General features: G+C 66.4%; 16 protein-coding genes. 4 read left to right on the plus strand and 12 right to left on the minus strand.

Features of this window, described 5'->3' with window-relative positions; all coding sequences use genetic code 11:
- Positions 1-9: 9 nt before the first annotated feature.
- The 9 genes from OPU70_RS01065 to OPU70_RS01105 form a co-directional block, all read right to left on the minus strand.
- Complete coding sequence (locus tag OPU70_RS01065) at positions 10-474, minus strand: carboxymuconolactone decarboxylase family protein (RefSeq protein ID WP_498556990.1); 465 nt, start codon at positions 472-474, stop codon at positions 10-12.
- 10 nt (positions 475-484) lie between these two features.
- Positions 485-1,261: an SDR family oxidoreductase gene (locus OPU70_RS01070; RefSeq protein WP_498556991.1), complete on the minus strand. Its 777-nt coding sequence runs from the start codon at positions 1,259-1,261 to the stop codon at positions 485-487.
- Positions 1,262-1,372: 111 nt separating this feature from the next.
- Entirely contained in the window at positions 1,373-2,371 is a 999-nt protein-coding gene (locus OPU70_RS01075; protein ID WP_498556992.1) for an aldo/keto reductase, read from the minus strand.
- Positions 2,368-2,787, minus strand: a complete 420-nt coding sequence (locus tag OPU70_RS01080) for a MerR family transcriptional regulator (RefSeq protein WP_498557228.1) — start codon at positions 2,785-2,787, stop codon at positions 2,368-2,370. The genes OPU70_RS01075 and OPU70_RS01080 overlap by 4 nt, the downstream gene beginning before the upstream one ends.
- A gap of 46 nt (positions 2,788-2,833) precedes the next feature.
- Positions 2,834-3,595 (minus strand): helix-turn-helix transcriptional regulator, encoded by a 762-nt coding sequence (locus OPU70_RS01085; protein ID WP_498557229.1) that lies wholly within the window; start codon positions 3,593-3,595, stop codon positions 2,834-2,836.
- Positions 3,596-3,659: 64 nt separating this feature from the next.
- Positions 3,660-4,667, minus strand: a complete 1,008-nt coding sequence (locus OPU70_RS01090; RefSeq protein ID WP_498557230.1) for an SDR family oxidoreductase — start codon at positions 4,665-4,667, stop codon at positions 3,660-3,662.
- Positions 4,668-5,099: 432 nt separating this feature from the next.
- Positions 5,100-5,561, minus strand: a complete 462-nt coding sequence (locus OPU70_RS01095) for a hypothetical protein (RefSeq protein WP_498556993.1) — start codon at positions 5,559-5,561, stop codon at positions 5,100-5,102.
- A gap of 32 nt (positions 5,562-5,593) precedes the next feature.
- Positions 5,594-6,004: a cupin domain-containing protein gene (locus tag OPU70_RS01100; protein WP_498556994.1), complete on the minus strand. Its 411-nt coding sequence runs from the start codon at positions 6,002-6,004 to the stop codon at positions 5,594-5,596.
- Positions 6,005-6,038: 34 nt separating this feature from the next.
- A complete protein-coding gene (locus tag OPU70_RS01105) occupies positions 6,039-6,791 on the minus strand; it encodes an SDR family oxidoreductase (protein WP_341957873.1) in 753 nt (250 codons plus the stop codon).
- Positions 6,792-7,090: 299 nt separating this feature from the next.
- Here OPU70_RS01105 and OPU70_RS01110 point away from each other — a divergent pair, with 299 nt between their 5' ends.
- From OPU70_RS01110 to holA, 3 genes are all read left to right on the plus strand, one after another.
- Positions 7,091-8,674 (plus strand): SLC13 family permease, encoded by a 1,584-nt coding sequence (locus OPU70_RS01110; RefSeq protein ID WP_498556995.1) that lies wholly within the window; start codon positions 7,091-7,093, stop codon positions 8,672-8,674.
- A 353-nt stretch (positions 8,675-9,027) separates the two neighbouring features.
- Positions 9,028-11,262 carry a ComEC/Rec2 family competence protein gene (locus OPU70_RS01115; protein WP_498556996.1) on the plus strand — a complete coding sequence of 745 codons (2,235 nt, stop codon included), beginning with the start codon at positions 9,028-9,030 and terminating at the stop codon, positions 11,260-11,262.
- Between the two features lie 40 nt (positions 11,263-11,302).
- Positions 11,303-12,340 carry a DNA polymerase III subunit delta gene (gene holA / locus OPU70_RS01120; protein WP_042537674.1) on the plus strand — a complete coding sequence of 346 codons (1,038 nt, stop codon included), beginning with the start codon at positions 11,303-11,305 and terminating at the stop codon, positions 12,338-12,340.
- A gap of 166 nt (positions 12,341-12,506) precedes the next feature.
- Here the strand turns inward: holA and rpsT are convergent, their stop codons facing one another.
- Entirely contained in the window at positions 12,507-12,767 is a 261-nt protein-coding gene (gene rpsT / locus OPU70_RS01125) for a 30S ribosomal protein S20 (RefSeq protein WP_042537672.1), read from the minus strand.
- A gap of 238 nt (positions 12,768-13,005) precedes the next feature.
- Between rpsT and OPU70_RS01130 the strand changes: the two genes are divergently transcribed.
- Complete coding sequence (locus tag OPU70_RS01130) at positions 13,006-14,271, plus strand: MFS transporter (RefSeq protein ID WP_498556997.1); 1,266 nt, start codon at positions 13,006-13,008, stop codon at positions 14,269-14,271.
- Here the strand turns inward: OPU70_RS01130 and OPU70_RS01135 are convergent.
- Entirely contained in the window at positions 14,222-14,989 is a 768-nt protein-coding gene (locus OPU70_RS01135; RefSeq protein WP_498556998.1) for an alpha/beta fold hydrolase, read from the minus strand. The two genes, OPU70_RS01130 and OPU70_RS01135, sit on opposite strands and share 50 nt — an antisense overlap.
- Before the next feature lie 83 nt (positions 14,990-15,072).
- Complete coding sequence (locus OPU70_RS01140) at positions 15,073-16,785, minus strand: ABC transporter family substrate-binding protein (RefSeq protein ID WP_042537665.1); 1,713 nt, start codon at positions 16,783-16,785, stop codon at positions 15,073-15,075.
- Positions 16,786-16,891: the final 106 nt, after the last annotated feature.

Here is a 16,891-nt window from a genome sequence, read left to right on the forward strand (position 1 = left end):
GGCCGCTGGCTACGGTGCGACGTCGTAGTGGCTGAGGATCGCGATGCGGTTGAAGGCATTGATGACGATGGTCAACCAGCGGACCGCCGCTAGCTGGTCGGGGGTGAGCACCTGCTGCTCGACGTCACCGTCGCGTCGGAGGAACCGGCGTCCTGTCTGCTGATCAGGGATGAGTGTGACCTCTTCGGCGACGGCCAGTGCTGCACGTTCGACGGCCGTGAAGTAGCGGGAGTCTCGCCATGCCGGGAGCACGGCGAGGCGGTCGCTGGTCTCGCCGTGAGCAAATGCATCCCTTGTGTGCATGCGGAGGCAGAATGCGCAGCCATTAAGTTGCGACGATCGGATGCGAACGAGCTCAACAACCAGCGGGTCGAGTCCCGCGTCGCGGGCGGCGAGGCCGGCCGCCTTACCGGCGGCGATGAGCGCCTGGTAGGCGGCCGGAACCGCGGAGTCGAGGTGGTCCGAAGCGGACACGGTCGGCATGCTACTTCGAAGCGGCCGGCGCTGCCGGGGCGGGGTTCGCGGGCAGCCACTCCTCGAAGTGGGTGTCGAAGTGTGTGGCGTCGGGGCCGGGGAGAAGCATCTCGGCGGTGAGCTTCTCGCCGAAGTAGGTGGCATCGGGGTCGGCGACGACGGTCCGCGTGTCCCCGCGGAAGGCGAGACCTGTGCGGATGAGGTCGTCCAGGCTGTACCGATCGGGGCCGGCGACCTCGATGGTCCGGTTCAGCGGCTCGCCTGCGGTGGTGCGTGCCACCGCGGTCGCGACGTCCTCCGCCGCCATCGGCTGAATCAGGGCGTGGGACAGGTGCACGACGCCGTCGACGGTGGCGCTGTCGGCGATGCTCTTCACGAACTCGAAGAACTGGGTCGCGTGCACCAGCGAGTAGGCGATACCGGAGTCCTTGATGAGCTTCTCCTGCGCGACCTTCGCGCGCATGTAACCGCTGTCGACCATCCGCTCGGCACCGACGACGGAAAGGGCGACGTAGTGGCTAACCCCTGCGGCCTTCGCGGCGGCAATGGTGTTGCTGGTGGCGGTCGTGAAGAAGTTCATCACGTCGTCATCGGCGAACGAAGGCGAGTTCGACACATCGAGCACGGTGTTGGCGCCGACCAGCACCTCGGCCAGTCCCTCTCCGGTCAGGGTGTTCACGCCCGAGTTGGGTGTGGCCGAGATAGCGTCGTGGCCGTGCTCAGTGAGCTTTGAGACAACCTTGGAGCCGATGAGGCCGGTGCCTCCGATGACAACGATTCTGGACATGAGTGACCTTCCGGTTCGCGCGGACGCAGAGGTTTCATGCGGCCGTCACAAGCTATGACCGGACGCGTGTCGTCGTTGTGACGACCGTGATGAACTTCGCCGTCCCGGCTGTCATCGATCCACACCGTCTGCGTGCGCGACATAATCGCGCGTGCCCACGATCTGTTCGTCGGGCAGCGCCGCGCTGAGCCGAGCGAGGTCGGCGTCGTCGAGCCGGACACGCACTGAGGCGGTGTTCTCGTCGAGTCGGCTGCGCCGACGAGTGCCGGGGATCGGCACCACCCCTTGCGCGATCAGCCATGCCAAGGCGATCTGCGCGTTGGTGACTCCCTTCTCGGAAGCGATCGCATTCACCCGATCGACGAGCGCCAAGTTCGCGGCGATGGCTTCGGGCTGGAACCGGGGAAGGCCCAGGCGAGCGTCCGCGGGATCAAGATCGTGCACTGAGCGAATTTCTCCCGTCAGGAATCCACGACCCAGTGGCGAGAACGCCACGAAACCGATGTTGAGTTCGCGCAGAGCGGCCAGTTCGCCGTTGTGCAGCACATCGCGGGCGAAGAGTGAGAATTCTGACTGCACCGCAGCGAGCGGATGCACGGCGTGGGCGCGTCGAATGGTGGCCTCCGATGCTTCGGACAAGCCGATGTGCCGCACTTTGCCTTCGGTCACGAGCTCGGACATCGCGCCGACGCTCTCCTCGATGGGTACGTCCGGGTCAACTCGGTGGAGGTAGTACAGGTCAATGACCTCGGTGCCAAGATGGCGCAGGGACCGTTCTGCCGCCTTGCGGATATAGGCGGGAGTACCGTTCCGGCCGTGGATGGTGCCATCGTCGTCGGTCTCTGCGGAGGCCTTGGTTGCGAGCGTGACTTCATCACGGCGGTCGCCCAGCGCGCGCGAGATGAGCTTCTCGTTCTCAAACGGGCCGTATGCCTCGGCGGTGTCAATGAAAGTCACGCCGGTGTCGACGGCATGGCGGAGTGTGGCGATCGATTCTTTCTCGTCGCTGGTTCCGTAGTAAGCGCTCATGCCCATGGCGCCGAAGCCGATGGCCGAGACCCGCAGGCCGTCTCCGAGGGCAGCGGTCGGTAGAGGTGTTGAAAGTGTCATGATGATCCTTCTTTGGTTGATGCTTCGGAATATGCGGCGATCTTCGATTCGAGTGCTGCGAGGTGCGCGCGGGTCCTCTCGAGCTTCGCGAGAACGTGAAGCCGGTGCTGCTCGAGCACTATGAGCCGCTCCGCCTCTGTGCCGTCGATGCGGCTGAGCTCGGCCATCCGTCGTACATCGGCGATGCTCATGCCGGTCTCACGGAGCATGATCAAGCCGGCGATCCAATCCACGTCGTTCTGGCCGTACCGGCGCCGGCCGCCGTGGTCACGCGGTGCGGGATTCAGCAGCAGCCCGGCACCCTCGTAGTAGCGGAGTGTGTCGATACTCAACCCGGTGGCCCGCGCAACCGCGCTGATAGGCAGCCCGCCCTCGGGTATGTCGATATCGACAGTCGGGAGTGTGACGGCAGCCATGATCACATCGTGCACCCTGGAGTGCACTCCAGGTCAAACGTCGAAGTCACGGGTGGACGCCGATGACTGAGAGGAGCTCCAGTTTCTCGGCGCTGGGGCTGCCAGGCTCAGCGGTGAAGATCATCAGGGCCTGGAACTGATCGGGGTCGAGGATGGTCTGGCCGTAGAGCTCGACCTCGCCGACCTCGGGGTGCAGGATGCGTGTGGCTTCGCAGTACGGTCCGGGAACGGGTTGGTACTCCCATAGGGCCGCGAACTCCGGACTGGCCCTGCGAAGGCGGGAGATGAGAATGCGCGCGGGGTCCGCCAGGGAGGCAGAAGTGCTTGCGGCGACCAGGTGACCGACCAGGGTCGCGGAGTGCCGCTCGTGATCTTCTACCGGAGTCAGAGCACGCTCGTCAGGGTCGGTGAACCAACGGTAGATCCGGTTGCGGCGTAGACCCGTATAGGAGGTTTCGTCGCTAAGCAGGGCAACCGCCAGCCGGGTTTGCACGAGCGTTTCGCCGAGCATCGTGACCACCTGTGCGGGGGTGTCTCCGAGGCGGTTCAGCACTCGCATGAGGCCCGCATTCACGTGCTCGTTTCGGACCGCACGGGACGCGGCCGTGTATCCGGCAAGTCGGAACAGGTGGTCGCGTTCGTCGAGGTTCAGTTGGATGCCTCGTGCGATCGATGCGAGGATCTGCTGCGACGGCACTGGGCCGTCGTGCTGCTCGATCTTGCTGTAATAGTCGCTTGAGATGCCACTGAGGGCGGCGACTTCCTCACGGCGTAGTCCGCTGGTCCGCCGACGGGGGCCGCGGGGCATGCCCACGTCTTCTGGCTGGATCGATTCTCGGCGCGCCCGAAGGAACTTCGAGAGCTGCGGCCGATCATTCATCGTCTAACTCTTCTCGGGTCTGAGGGTCGACTTCCGCGTCGTCGGAGCCGGCGGAGCTCGCTGCGGGCGGGAAGGTCACACCTGTCAGCTCTTCAGACAAAGCCCAGAGCCGCGCCGCGTCGCTGGGTGCATTCGCCCGCCGAGGTAGCTTCAACTCTTTCGCGCTCCCGGTGAACTGGCCAAGCCCGTCAGGCCCGTAGTAGCGCCCGCCTTCTGCGTCGGGTGACACCGCAGCATGCAGAGCCGGCAACAGCCCGGAGTCGACCGGCTGCACGAAGACGCCGATCGTGGAGAGCCTGCGGAAGATCCCGTCGATCGGCGACGGCTTGGCACGCCCCAGATTCGGACCGGACGCGTAGAGGTTGCTGTAGGTCGTGCCGGGGTGTGCAGCATTGCTGGAGATCCGCCACCCGAGCTCCTGACTCCTCCGATCCAGTTCCATCGCGAACATTAGTTGGGCAAGCTTCGAGGCGGAATAGGAACGGATCGCTTTATAGAGATTGGCGCGAGCGAGGTCATCCCAGTCCTTGGTGCCTTGCGCTGCTGCCGAACTCGACATGGTGGTGACGCGTGCCTCCCCCATCTGCAGCAGCGGCAGCACACGGCCGATCAATGCCATATGCCCTAAATGGTTCGTGCCGAACTGCAACTCGAATCCATCGGTCGTAAGCGTGCGCTCCGGTGGCGTCATCACCCCCGCGTTCGCCACGAACAGGTGCAGCGGACGCCCTTCCGAAAGAAGGGTCTCACTGAGATGCTTGACTGACGAAAGTGAAGCCAAATCAAGCTCGCGAGTGCTCGCCACAGAGCCGGGAGCCCTGGCCGCGACCACCTCCAGGGCCCGGGCCCCCTTCACCGGGTTCCGCACCGGGAGTACCAACTCCGCGCCGGCGCTCGCGAGCCGCACCGCGATGCCGAGTCCGATGCCATCGCTCGCTCCCGTCACGACAGCCACCTTCCCGGTCAGGTCGGGAACGGTTACATCTCTTATCGCCTTCACAGCACCTCCAATGAAACAATTCCCCTCAGCCTGCGGCCAATACCGCGCATGACCCATGCCAGATCCTCACCAGGATGTTGACGAGCCTGTCGGTGCGCCAGAGCAGGCTGTGCCCGCACTCGGGGATTGAACGTTTCCGCTATCTCGGCTGGCAATGGGTTCGATGACGACTTCGCGAGGTCCCGGCGCGTGTCGGTAGACGGCCGAGCTGCAGGTCAAACATCAGCATCAGGGGCAGGAGTCCGCCCGAATCTGATCTCTTCGATCCAGTCCGCGTACGTCAGCGTGCTGAGTGTGGCTGCCGTACCGGCAGTGAGAGTTCCGTCGCGGATCGCTCGACCGAAACCGCCAGGTAGTGGCACCTCGAGGACGGGCCCGTTGGCTCCGCGATATGCCTCCCTACGGTTCCGGTGCCTCCGGCGATCACGATCCTCATCGAGGTACTTCCTTTGCCTGGGTGACGGGTTGGCGTCTGGTGCGCTCGGGACCGAGGAGGAACAGCGGAAGAACCAGCGTCAGTGCGAGGGAGATCGGTTCACCGATCAAGTCGATCGTGGGCAGTCCGTGCAGATGCTGCAAGTGGTAGACGAGGTGAGGAGCGGAGAACACGATCCAAGCCACCGCCATCGCGCGAGTCGCGGTGACGCTCTTCGAGAGTGCCGCGACGATGCCTCCACCGGCTAGAGCAAGGTACATCGCGCCGACGTCACGGATCAGGTGTTCGTTGAAGGGGCCATCCATCAGAATCCACTGACCGAACCCCCACGAGGCCGAGCCGTCAGGGAACGTGTCATACCATTCCGCCGGGAACAGCAGCGACCAGGCGCCGATAGCAGCAGCGAAGAGCGAAAGCAGCCACAGGATCAGTCGGCGCCCCGTGAGAGTCAAGCTCATCGGACTCGTGAGTCGTTCCCGCCGCATGAGACTCAGGTGATCCTGAGGTGTCGGCGTTCTTCGAGTTCCTCTGCCGTGACGAAGGTCAGCAACTGTTCACCGGGGACTCCGAACATGGTGACGACGAACCGTGTGGTCTCGTCAGCAAGGTGGTTGCCGTCCTGGTAGTGGATGAGGTCGCCACCCGGTTCCCAGAAGGTTTCGCCGGCGCGCACGACCCGAACCGGCTCGCCCTCGAGTTCGAACGTCACCGCGCCCTCGATGACGTACCCGAAGGCCGGGCCGCTGTGTCGGTGAGGGGGCGTTCCAAGGCTGCCAGGGGGAGAGGTGACGAGGATCGTCATCACCTCGGTAGGCTCAGGGATGTGCGGCCCCGGAACGGTGGCCAGCATCGTGATGATGGGTTCCTTCGAGCTGTCAACGAGGTCGTTGTTGTCTGTCATGTCATTTTCCTTTTCTACGCCGATCGATTCGTGGTCAGCGCGCGAGCCACGCGTCGAGGGTTGTTTCGGCCAGTCGGTATGAGAGAGCGGGGTCGTTGCCCGGGGTCAGGGACTGGTCGTTCACGTTTCCGCCGAAGTAGCCGATCGTGGGGTCGACGACGATCTCACGGTTGTCTCCGGCGTCGGCGAGTACGCGACGGCCCAGTTCTACGATCGGAAATGCTTCCGGTCCGGCGAGTTCCCAGGTGCTGTTGGTGGGCGCCTTCGTGGCGACCTCTGCGAGGGCGGCGGAAACGTCTGAAGCCGCGATGGGCTGCATCAGCACCGGCGACAACCGAACGGTCGTCTCGTCTGCCGTGCCCTCAGCGATTCCGGCGATGAACTCGAAGAACTGAGTGGCGCGGACGATCGTGTACGGAGTTGCTCCCTTTTTGACGATCTCCTCCTGAGCGACCTTCGCGCGCATGTAGCCGATGTCGGGAATTCGGTCGGCTCCGACGATGGAGAGCACCACGTGGTGGCCGATGCCGGCGCGCTCAGCCTCCTCAGCGATAGTGCGTGTCGAGGTCTGGAAGAAGTTCATGACGGGCTCGTCTTCGAAAGACGGCGAGTTCGGGATATCCACGACGACGTCTGCGCCGGTGAATGCTTCACGGACGCCCGCGCCAGTGAGCGTGTTGACGCCAGTGGATGGGGACGCTGCAATGACGTCATGCCCGGCATTCTTGAGGAGTTCCACGAGCTTGGCTCCGATCAAGCCGGATCCTCCGATGACTACGATTCTCATGCTGTTCCTTTCGATGCGCGGGCCCGAAGTATGTTGCGGCCCTGTCATTAGAGGTGACCAGCCACGAGCTGGATTTGTGACGGCGACCACTAGCCCGCAGGCCTCGGCAGAGCGCTTGCCAGATTCTGTGACGACACACCCATGCCGTGCTACCAGATGTCAAGGCGCCGAGAACCGCAGGTCTCACCAGGCTGCATAATCAAGAGCGCGGCGAGAAGACGCTGATCGTAGCCTCACCGGGGGACGTCGCCGTCGTCCTTGCTCTCAGACCGCCGCATACTTCACAGGGAGGCTCGGGTATGAACCCAGAGATCATCACCTTCATCATCCTCGGCGCCGCCGTGATCGCGTTCTTGACGAACCGCATCCCGATGGTGATCGTCGCGATGGCGGTGCCCATCGCGTTGTGGGCTACCGGCGTCCTCGCCCTAGGTGAGGCCTTCGCCGGATTCGGTGACCCCATCGTTCTGTTCATCGTCGCGCTGTTCATCGTCAGTGAGGCACTCGATGCGACAGGGGTGACCTCGTGGGTGGGCCAGCAGCTCATGCAGCGTGCGGGGAAGGGGCGTTCACGCCTCCTGATGATTGTGTGCCTGCTTGCCGCAGCACTCTCCGCGGTCATCAGTATCAACGGCGCCGTGGCAGCGCTCCTGCCGATCGTCGTGCTCGTGGCGGTACGGGCAGGGATCGTGCCCTCCAAGATGCTGTTGCCCCTTGCATTCGCGGCCGGCGCGGGCTCCCTTCTGACGCTCACCGGAACGCCGGTCAACATCGTTGTGTCCCAAGCCGCCGAAGAAGCTGGCGGGCGCGCGTTCGGGTACTTCGAGTTCTCCCTCGTCGGCATCCCGATAGTTATCCTGACGGTGGTCCTCGTGCTCGCATTCGGCGACAAGCTCCTTCCAGAGCGCGTTCCGGACCGCCTCGCGGAACCCGCAGACCCGAGTCACGATGCGAAGGCGTGGCGCGAAACCTACGACGTCACACTCGACACCGGGCGCCTCTTCACAGTCGGCGAAGGAGTCGCCGAGGTCCTGATCGCGCCGCGCTCGAGCTTGGTCGGCCGCACTGTTTCGCCCGGCATGACTACGCGCCAGGAAGACCTCGTGATTCTGGCTCTCCGACACGGCAGCTGGCAGGGTATCGTCGGCGGGAAGGCAACCCGTGCCGTCACTCTCCAAGCAGGCGATGCCGTCCTCGTTCAGGGTCCGTGGGAAGCGCTACATCGCTACACCGCGTCACCCGACGTCATCCCAGTGAGCGCGCCGCAGCAGATGCAGCGGACCGTGCCGCTCGGGCGCGGGGCCCGCCGGGCGCTGGTGATCCTCGGCGTGATGGTCGTGCTCCTCGCGACGGGCGTCGTCCCTCCGGTGATCGCGGGGCTGCTCGCCGCCGGAGCCCTGATCCTGACGCGTGTGCTCACCGTGTCGCAGACGTTCTCGGCGATCTCGTGGCCCACCGTCACTCTCATCGCCGGCATGATCCCGCTGTCGTCGGCGTTCGTGTCGACCGGCGCCGCCGATCTCGTCGGTGACGCCGTGCTCCAGCTCGTCGGGAACACCTCGCCGTACCTCGCACTGCTCACCATCTGCGTCGCATCGGTGATCCTCGGTCAGTTCATCTCGAACGTCGCGACCGTGCTCGTGATCGCCCCGATCGCCGTCTCGGTCGCATCGAGCATGGACGTCAGCGCGCAGCCGTTCATGATGGCGCTCACCGTCGTCGGAGCCGCGGCGTTCCTGACGCCCATCGCGACTCCCGTGAACCTCATGGTGATGCAGCCGGCGGGATACCGCTTCGGCGACTACTGGCGTCTCGGACTCCCGCTCGCCCTCGTCTACATCGCCGTCGCGGTACTTTACGTGCCACTAATCTGGCCGTTCTGAGAGCAGCGATCGGGCCCGCAAACGAGGGCCGATTCGCCTAACTCGCGGCAGCGGGTCGAGATCTCGCTGACGGCTCATCCAGCGACCAGCGTGGAGGCTCCTCGAGTTGGCGTTGGACGCGGCCTCCGTCCGGCGCTCCTGCACGTCACACCCGTGATGACTTGTTATTCACCGTCGGCGGTTGGTGTCGGATGCCGCAAATAGTTGGGCTACTACGGTGTGCGAATGCGAGGAGCAACCGGGGCGAACGATCTGGGCGGGACTGTGATCTTCCAGAGCCGTGACGGGGTGCTCGTGTGAGGCGGGATCTGCGGCTTCTTCCCGTCGCCGGGGGAGTGTGGGCGGTTGCTCTCGTGTGCGTATTCGCGCCTGCCGCGGCCGGATGGTGTGCGCTCGCGGCAGCAGGTGGAGCGGCCGTCGTATGCGGGCTCGTGCTGCGACGCGCGGATTGCGCAGGGTCCCGTGCCGCTCTCGCGCTCGTCGTGTTCGCGGCGATGGCTGCGGTGTCGATCACCGTCCTGACGGCGGGGCCGGCTCGCGACAGCGCGGCGTCGTGGGATGGGCGTGTGGTCGAGGCGACGGGGGAGGTCACATCGTCGGCGTCGGTCGGTCGGGACGGTCGGCTGTGGATGGAGGTGCAGCTGACGGGCATCGGGTCGCCGGGGTCGGTGCGCGCGGCATCGGCGCCGGTGCGGGTCGGCATCGATCCGGCAGACAGGTTCGATCTCGGTGCGACGCTCCGGGTGAAGGGCGAGGCAGCGGCGACGGATCCGGGGGAGAAGTCTGCGCTCGTGGTGTTCGCGAGTACCGCATCGGTCGAACTTCCGGCATCCGGGGTGTTCGCGGTCGCCGCCGACCTGCGCAGCGACTTCATCGAGCGGTCCACACGTCTCCCCGACCCGGGAGCAGGGCTGCTCCCGGGTCTCGCGGTCGGCGACACCCGAGCGGTGTCGACCGAGCTCAACGACGACATGCGCACCAGCGGCCTGAGTCACTTGACCGCGGTCAGCGGAGCGAACTGCGCGATCGTCGTCGGGGCCGTCTTCTGGCTGGCCGCGCTGTGCGGGGCCGGACGTGTGACCCGGGTCATCGCAGCCGCCATCGCGCTCGCGGGATTCGTCGTGCTCGTGACACCGGAACCAAGCGTGGTCAGGGCGGCGGTCATGGCCGGCGTCGCGATGCTGTCATTGATGCTCGGTCGGCCGAGCGCGGGGGCCGGGATGCTGGCGCTCAGCGCGAGCGGCATCCTCATCGCCGACCCGTGGCTGGCCTCCACTGCGGGGTTCGCACTGTCGGTCGCCGCATCGGGGGCGCTGATCATGCTCTCGCCGTCGCTCACCCGAGGGCTCGCACGGTGGATGCCGCAGCCTCTCGCTCTCGCGATCGCCGTGCCGACGGCAGCGCAACTGGTGTGCGGTCCCGTCATCGCCCTGTTCGCCGAGCAGCAGTCGCTCGTCGGTCTGGCGGCCAACCTGCTGGCCGCGCCCGCAGCACCCATCGCCACGATCATCGGTCTGCTCGCATGCCTCGCGGCTCCGCTACCGTTGCTCGCAGATCTTCTGGCCGCCTCCGCGTGGTTGCCGGCCGCCTGGATCGCGCACACGGCAGGCATCACCGCGCGACTTCCGTACGCGCAGGTCGCGGTGGTTCCCGGCATAGCGAGTGCAGCGCTCGTCGGCATCGTGAGCGCGGCGGTCGGGGTGATTCTGACCGGCGCATGCCGCACGGTCCCGGTCGTCAGAGGCGCTTCAGCATCCGTCATCGCAGTGATGCTCGCTCTGGGCGGCGCCCACGTCGCCCTGAATGGGCCGCTCGCCAGCGCCACCAGCCCGGATGGCTGGTCGATCGCCGCCTGCGACGTCGGCCAGGGTGATGCGCTGCTCGTCAGGTCGGACAGCCGGATCGCGCTGATCGACACGGGCCCGGAGCCCGAACCCCTGGCAGCGTGCCTGCGCAGTCTCGGCATCGAGCACATCGACCTGCTCGTCCTCACACACTTCGACCTCGATCACGTGGGCGGCGTCGACGCCGTGCAGGGGAGAGTCGGGGCGGTGCTGCACGGACCACCGGGGGAGAGCGGCGATGAGCGGATGCTGCAGCGGTTGGCTGACGGCGGCGCGGCGGTCACCCTCGCGACGGCGGGGACGCAGGGCGAGCTGGGCACCGCATCGTGGCAGGTGCTGTGGCCGCAGCGCGGATCCAAGGTGTTCCCGCCAGGAAACGATCAGAGCGTGGTCCTCGAGGTCGAAGGCGGCGGTGTGCCGCGGGCTCTCTTCCTCGGTGACCTGTCGGCAGAGGCTCAGCGGATGCTGGTGCGCACGGCGCATCTCAGGGGCAGCTACGCCGTGGTCAAGGTGGCGCACCACGGCAGCGCCGACCAGGACTTCGCGCTCTATCAAGACCTGCGTCCGGTCGTCGCCCTGTTCAGCGCCGGCATCGACAACGACTACGGGCATCCGCGCGCAGAGTCGCTCGCGTCCCTCGAGGCGGCGGGAGCGCGCGTGCTGCGCACCGACCAGGAGGGCCGACTCCTCGTCGGTCTCGACGGGGACGAGCTGCAGCTCTGGACGGAGAGGCAGCCGCCCTGACCACGAGGGCGACGTCTGCGGCCCCCGGTAGTCTTGAGGCATGGCTGCTTCTCGTACCCCCTCCCGCGGCGGAGCGAAGGCAGCCAAGATCGCGCAGGTCTCCTGGCGCGAGCCGCGCCCCGCTCCCGTGGTGCTCGTGTTCGGCCCCGAAGAGGTCTGCGCAGAGCGTGCGATCGCCGGGGTCCGCGACTACCTCCGCACCGAAGACCCTGCGCTCGAGGTGACCGATGTCCGCGCTGACGACTACGCGCCCGGCACCCTCCTCTCGTTGACGTCGCCGTCGCTGTTCGGCGAGCCCCGTCTCGTGCGCGTGTCGGGTGTCGAGAAGTGTTCGGATGCCTTCCTGCAGGAGGCTGTCTCCTACCTGGATCACCCCCAGGAGGGAGCGACGGTCATCCTCCGGCACACGGGCGCGAGCGTTCGAGGCAAGAAGCTGCTCGACGCTGTGCGCGCCGGCACGGGCGACGGCATCGAGATCCCGTGCCCCGCGGTCAAGCGCGACAGCGATCGCGTCGACTTCGCCGCAGGGGAGTTCAAGGCGGCCAAGAAGCGGATCGCACCGCCCGCGCTGCGGGCCCTGGTCTCGGCGTTCGCCGATGACCTCACTGAGCTTGCGGCGGCATGCCAGCAATTGATCGTCGACGTCGAGGGCGACATCACTGAGGACGTCGTCACGAAGTACTACGGCGGGCGCGTCGAGGTGTCGGCCTTCGTCGTCGCCGACACGGCGATCGCCGGACGCTACGGCGAAGCCCTGGTCGCGCTGCGCCATGCGCTCGCATCCGGCGCCGACCCGGTGCCGATGGTCGCCGCCTTCGCGATGAAGCTGCGTACGATGGCACGCGTCGCCGGCAACCGCGAACCCAGCCGTCAGCTCGCCCAGCGGCTCGGCATGAAGGACTGGCAGGTCGACCGCGCGCGGCGCGACCTCGCCGGGTGGAACGAGCGATCACTCGGCATGGCCATCCAGGCGACGGCGCGCGCCGATGCCGAGGTCAAAGGCGCGGCGCGCGACCCGATCTTCGCGCTGGAGCGCATGCTCACCGTCATCGCGACACGTCAGCCGTTCGGCGAGTGAGCGTCATCGCGGCGGCGCGGCGCCGTCGCTGACATCTGCACTCCGCGCGACGTCGAACGAGCGCTGTCGCGCCTGCCCGACGTGTCGGGTGGGTACCAGCGCACGCGAAAGAGCCCGCCCCGCGAACGGGACGGGCTCTTGTCACACCGTCAGGCGTGGAATCAGCTCAGAGAGCGGAGACCTGCTTGGCGATGGAGGACTTGCGGTTCGCAGCCTGGTTCTGGTGGATGACACCCTTGCTGACGGCCTTGTCGAGCTTGCGGGAGGCGGCCTTCAGAGCCTTCTCGGCTGCAGCCTTGTCACCGGAGATGACAGCAGCGCGCGTCGCGCGGATGTGCGTCTTCAGCTCGCTCTTCACGGCCTTGTTGCGCTCGTGAGCCTTGTCGTTGGTCTTGTTGCGCTTGATCTGCGACTTGATGTTTGCCACGTGTGGACGCTTTCTGTACGGAGTTGTTAGGAAATGCCGGCAGAAGAAGAGGGCTTCCACTCGGCGGTCGTGAGGGAAGAACCCACACGCAAGCCAAGAACCAACTCTACCAGCATCGGGGCGGTTCGCCCTAAACGGGGGCAGCGTCTTCTCGTGCAGGATGCGGCATCGGGGCGTGCGGGTGCACAATCATCAGTATCCCGACACTCGCGTCGCGAGATCGACGTCAAGGAGCGACATGAGCCCCGCCCTCCCCGCTGTCTCGCCGATGCCCAGCTTCCGCAGGGTCGGGCCGCGATGGATGACCGTGTTCACCCTCGCCTGGCTGGCCATCTGGACCGTGCAGCTCACGCCCGTTCAGCTTCTGCTGCCACTCCAACTCGACACTGCGGAGGACGATTGGATCAGCGGTGTCATCTCCTCGGGGTTCGTGCTCGGCATCGGCGGTCTCGCCGGCATCGTCGCAGGCCCGGTGGCCGGCGCTCTGTCAGACCGAGCACGAGTCGGACGCCGACGCCGGCGCCCCTGGGCGATCGGGGGCGTGCTCGTCACCGCCGTCTTCCTCATCGTCACCGGCTTCAGCGAAGGTCCCTGGGCCGTGGGCGCCGCGTGGGTCGGGGTGTCTATCGGCGTCTCGGTGTCGTCGGCCGCCTTCACCGCACTCATCGCCGATCAGCTCCCGACGACGCAACGGGGCGCGGCAGCCGCGGCCGTGGGATCGAGTCAGGCGGTGGGGATCGTCCTGGGGGTGGGTCTCGTGGTGCTCCTCGGCCTCGGCATCCGCGACGGCTACCTTCTGCTCGCCGCGGTGATTGCGACCGTGGGAACGGCCGCGGCGCTGCTTCTGCCCGACCCGCCGGCGCTCGTCCGCACCCAGCCCGGCAAGAGCGATCGTCGTCTGCTGGCATCGCTGCGCGATCGGGACTTCGCCTGGATGCTGTCAGGCCGCCTCGTGACCAACATCGGCAACGCGCTGGGCACCGCGCTGTTCCTCTTCTTCCTGCTTCACGGCCTGCACCAGGAGACGACGGTGGCGCAGGACAACCTGCTGCTCCTGATCGTGGTCTACACGCTGTTCGTGGTGCTCGCGTCGGTCTTCACCGGCGTGCTGTCCGACCGCACCGGCAACAGACGCACCCTCACCATCCTGGCCACGTTCGTGCAGGCGGCCTCGGGCATCGTGATCGCCCTGGCCCCGACGTTCGAGGCGACGATGGTCGCGGCGGCGCTCATGGGGCTCGGCTACGGCGCGTTCTCCACCGTCGGACTCGCCTTCGCTGCCGATCTGCTTCCCGACGAGAAGGACCACGCCCGCGACCTCGGCATCGTGTACGTCACCGCCGCCCTCGGCCAGCTGATCGGCCCTGTGCTCGGCGCAGGCCTCGTGGCGCTCGTCGGCGGGTTCTGGCTCGTGTTCGTCGTCGCCGCCGTGCTGTCGCTCGTCGGCGGCGGGCTCACCGCTCTCGCGAGGCAGCCTGCGCGGGATCCGCTGCCGAAGCAGTAGCTTCGGACTCGATGGTCGCGACGGCCAGTCGCAGGACGATGTTGAAGATCTGCGGACGCATCGCGGTGACGAGGTGGGTGGTGCGAGGCACGACGATCAGCTCGGCGTGCGGCGCGAGCCGTCGGAAGAGGGCTTCGTTGACCCGCAGCTGATCCCACTGCCCGTTCACGAACCACAGCGGCACCTCGATGCGAGAGACGGCGGTCGCGAGGTCGAGGGTGGCGAGGTTCCGAAGAGCGGTGTCCTGCGTATCCAGGGCGTAGCCTCCCGCGGCGAAGTCTCCGCGCGTCTCGATCGGGATCGTCGCGGCGAGGAAACGCCTCGTGAGCCACATCCCTCGATCCGGCAGACGGTCGACGGCCCGGGCGATCGCACGATACGCCGCGAGCCCCGCGCCGCGGGGGAGCGACGTGCAGGACGCGGCCACCAGTCCGGCGACTCGCGGTGTCTCGGCGCCTCCGACATAGGCGAGCGACAGCAGGCCGCCCATCGAGTGTCCGACGAGCAGCACGGGCCCGCGCGTCGCGGCGTCGCGCACCGCGACGTCGATCGTGTGGAGAGCCTCGTGCAGGGTGAAGTCCTCGTTCATCCGCGTGCCGTGGCCGGGAAGATCGACAGCGATGGCAGGGATGCCCTGGTCGGCGAGGAACTCGAGTTGCGAGCGCCACATCGTCGCGGACGTGCGGATGCCGTGCACGAAGACGATCTGGACGCTCACGCCTTCAGCATAGAGAAAGGCGGGGCCGGTGGATGAACCACCGACCCCCCCGCGAAGCCCTGACGAGTCAGGCTCCGAATGGATTACTTCTCGTATCCCACGTTCTCCACCGGCGTGATGCCGAAGAGGTCGAGGCCCACGTAGGGCTCGGGCGTGAGGTTGGCGAGACCCTCCTTGACGGTCCAGATCTCCGGGCCGTTGAGAACCGGGATGACGCCCCAGGTCTTCGCGAAGATCTCGGACTCCATCTCCATGGCCTTCTTGGTCTGCTCGACCGGGTCGGAGATCGTCTCGAGCTCATCGTGGATCATCTTGTCGATCTCCTCGGTGCCGGTGCCCGAGAGGTTCAGGCCGCTGTCCGAGCAGTACAGCTGGCAGAACCAGGCAGCACCGAACGGGTCGGACGACGTGAAGTTGAGGAAGAAGATGTCACCGTTCTGCGTGGTGTAGTCCTCTGCGAAGTCCGCCGACGGACGCTGGTCGATGACGACCTCGACACCGACCTCCTTCAGCTGAGCCTGAACCGCGAGCGTGCGGGCACGAGCGGTCTCGGTGTCGGAGTGGTTCGGGAAGACGAGCGACAGGCGCTGGCCGTCCTTCTCGCGGATGCCGTCGGCACCGGCGACCCAGCCGGCCTCATCGAGGAGCTTGTTGGCGCCCTCGGTGTCGCCGTCCTTGCGGCCGGCCTCTTCGAGCGCGTTGATGTAGTTCGGCTGGAAGGAGAACAGCGTGAGGGAACCGGCGGGCTCCTCCGTGTAGTTCAGACCGTTGAAGACGATGTCCTTGACCTGCTCGATGCTGATGGCCTCGAACACGGCCTTGCGGACCTCGAGGTCGGCCAGCACGGGGTTGGTCGAGTTCAGCGTGAAGATCGCGTTCGCGGTGGCCTGACCCTTGTAGGTCTTGACGCCTTCGAGGCCCTCGACCTGTGCGAGCAGCTCGGCGCTGCCGGTCTCGGCCATGTCGACCTCGCCGTTGCGCAGTGCGTTGACCGCCGCGGTCGGCTCCATCTGGATGAAGGAGACCTTGTCGAGCAGCGGAGCGTTGCCCCACCACTTCTCGTTCGGGACGAGGGTGACGACGCCGCCGGTCTTGTCGAAGTTCTCGACCGTGTAGGGGCCAGCGCCCCACTCCGGGTGCCAGTCGCCGAGGAAGGCGGTGTTGAAGAGTTCAGGCGTGTTGACCGCCGGGTGCAGCAGCTGCGAGTAGACCATCTCGGGCCAGGCGAACTCGCCCTTGAAGGTGACGATGACGTCGCGGTCGTTCTCGCCGGCCTCGACGGACTCGATCTCCTTCCAGCCGTCGGTCGCGTTCGGCTGGTATTCCTCGTTCTCGCCGTTCTGGGCTTCCCAGGTGGCCTTGAACGCGGTGACGTCGATCGGCGTGCCGTCGTTCCAGACCGCCTTCTCGTTGACCTTGAAGTGCAGGACGGTCTTGCCGTCCTCGACACCGAAGGAGTAGTCGTCGAGGTACGCGTCGTTCTTCTTGACGGTGCCGTCAGGATCCATGAGCAGGATCTGCGGGCGGAACCACGTGCCGACCTGCGTGACGCGCGCGTCGCCGTCGCTGTGGAAGTAGTTCAGCTGCTCGGCGATGTTCGAGATCGGGATGCGGAGCTCGCCACCCTCTGCGAGGTTCTCGCGGGGCTGCGGGTTGTAGTCCGCGCCCTCGACCGTCTGAGCTTCGCCTTCGCCGCTGTTGCCGCCGCCGTTGCCTGCCGGTGCACACCCGCTCATGACGAGTGCGAAGGCGGCGCCGAGAGCAGCGATGCCCATCAGCTTCTGATGCCGTTTCATGGTACTCCTTAGTGCCTGTCGGCCTTACTTGGGATAGGGGCAGACTAACCCCGCAACTCGCGGGCGAAACCCCAGGGACACGGAACCGTTACCGGACTGTGCACAT

The organism is Microbacterium sp. SWDP-B6 (assembly GCF_059803615.1).

Bases quoted from the DNA above. Each gene is read 5' to 3' on its own strand.
- OPU70_RS01070 (WP_498556991.1), bottom strand. From the start codon at position 1,261: ATGTCCAGAATCGTTGTCATCGGAGGCACCGGCCTCATCGGCTCCAAG.
- OPU70_RS01075 (WP_498556992.1), bottom strand. From the start codon at position 2,371: ATGACACTTTCAACACCTCTACCGACCGCTGCCCTCGGAGACGGCCTG.
- OPU70_RS01080 (WP_498557228.1), bottom strand. From the start codon at position 2,787: ATGGCTGCCGTCACACTCCCGACTGTCGATATCGACATACCCGAGGGC.
- OPU70_RS01085 (WP_498557229.1), bottom strand. From the start codon at position 3,595: ATGCCCCGCGGCCCCCGTCGGCGGACCAGCGGACTACGCCGTGAGGAA.
- OPU70_RS01095 (WP_498556993.1), bottom strand. From the start codon at position 5,561: ATGAGCTTGACTCTCACGGGGCGCCGACTGATCCTGTGGCTGCTTTCG.
- OPU70_RS01100 (WP_498556994.1), bottom strand. From the start codon at position 6,004: ATGACAGACAACAACGACCTCGTTGACAGCTCGAAGGAACCCATCATC.
- OPU70_RS01105 (WP_341957873.1), bottom strand. From the start codon at position 6,791: ATGAGAATCGTAGTCATCGGAGGATCCGGCTTGATCGGAGCCAAGCTC.
- OPU70_RS01110 (WP_498556995.1), top strand. From the start codon at position 7,091: ATGAACCCAGAGATCATCACCTTCATCATCCTCGGCGCCGCCGTGATC.
- holA (WP_042537674.1), top strand. From the start codon at position 11,303: ATGGCTGCTTCTCGTACCCCCTCCCGCGGCGGAGCGAAGGCAGCCAAG.
- OPU70_RS01130 (WP_498556997.1), top strand. From the start codon at position 13,006: ATGAGCCCCGCCCTCCCCGCTGTCTCGCCGATGCCCAGCTTCCGCAGG.
- OPU70_RS01140 (WP_042537665.1), bottom strand. From the start codon at position 16,785: ATGAAACGGCATCAGAAGCTGATGGGCATCGCTGCTCTCGGCGCCGCC.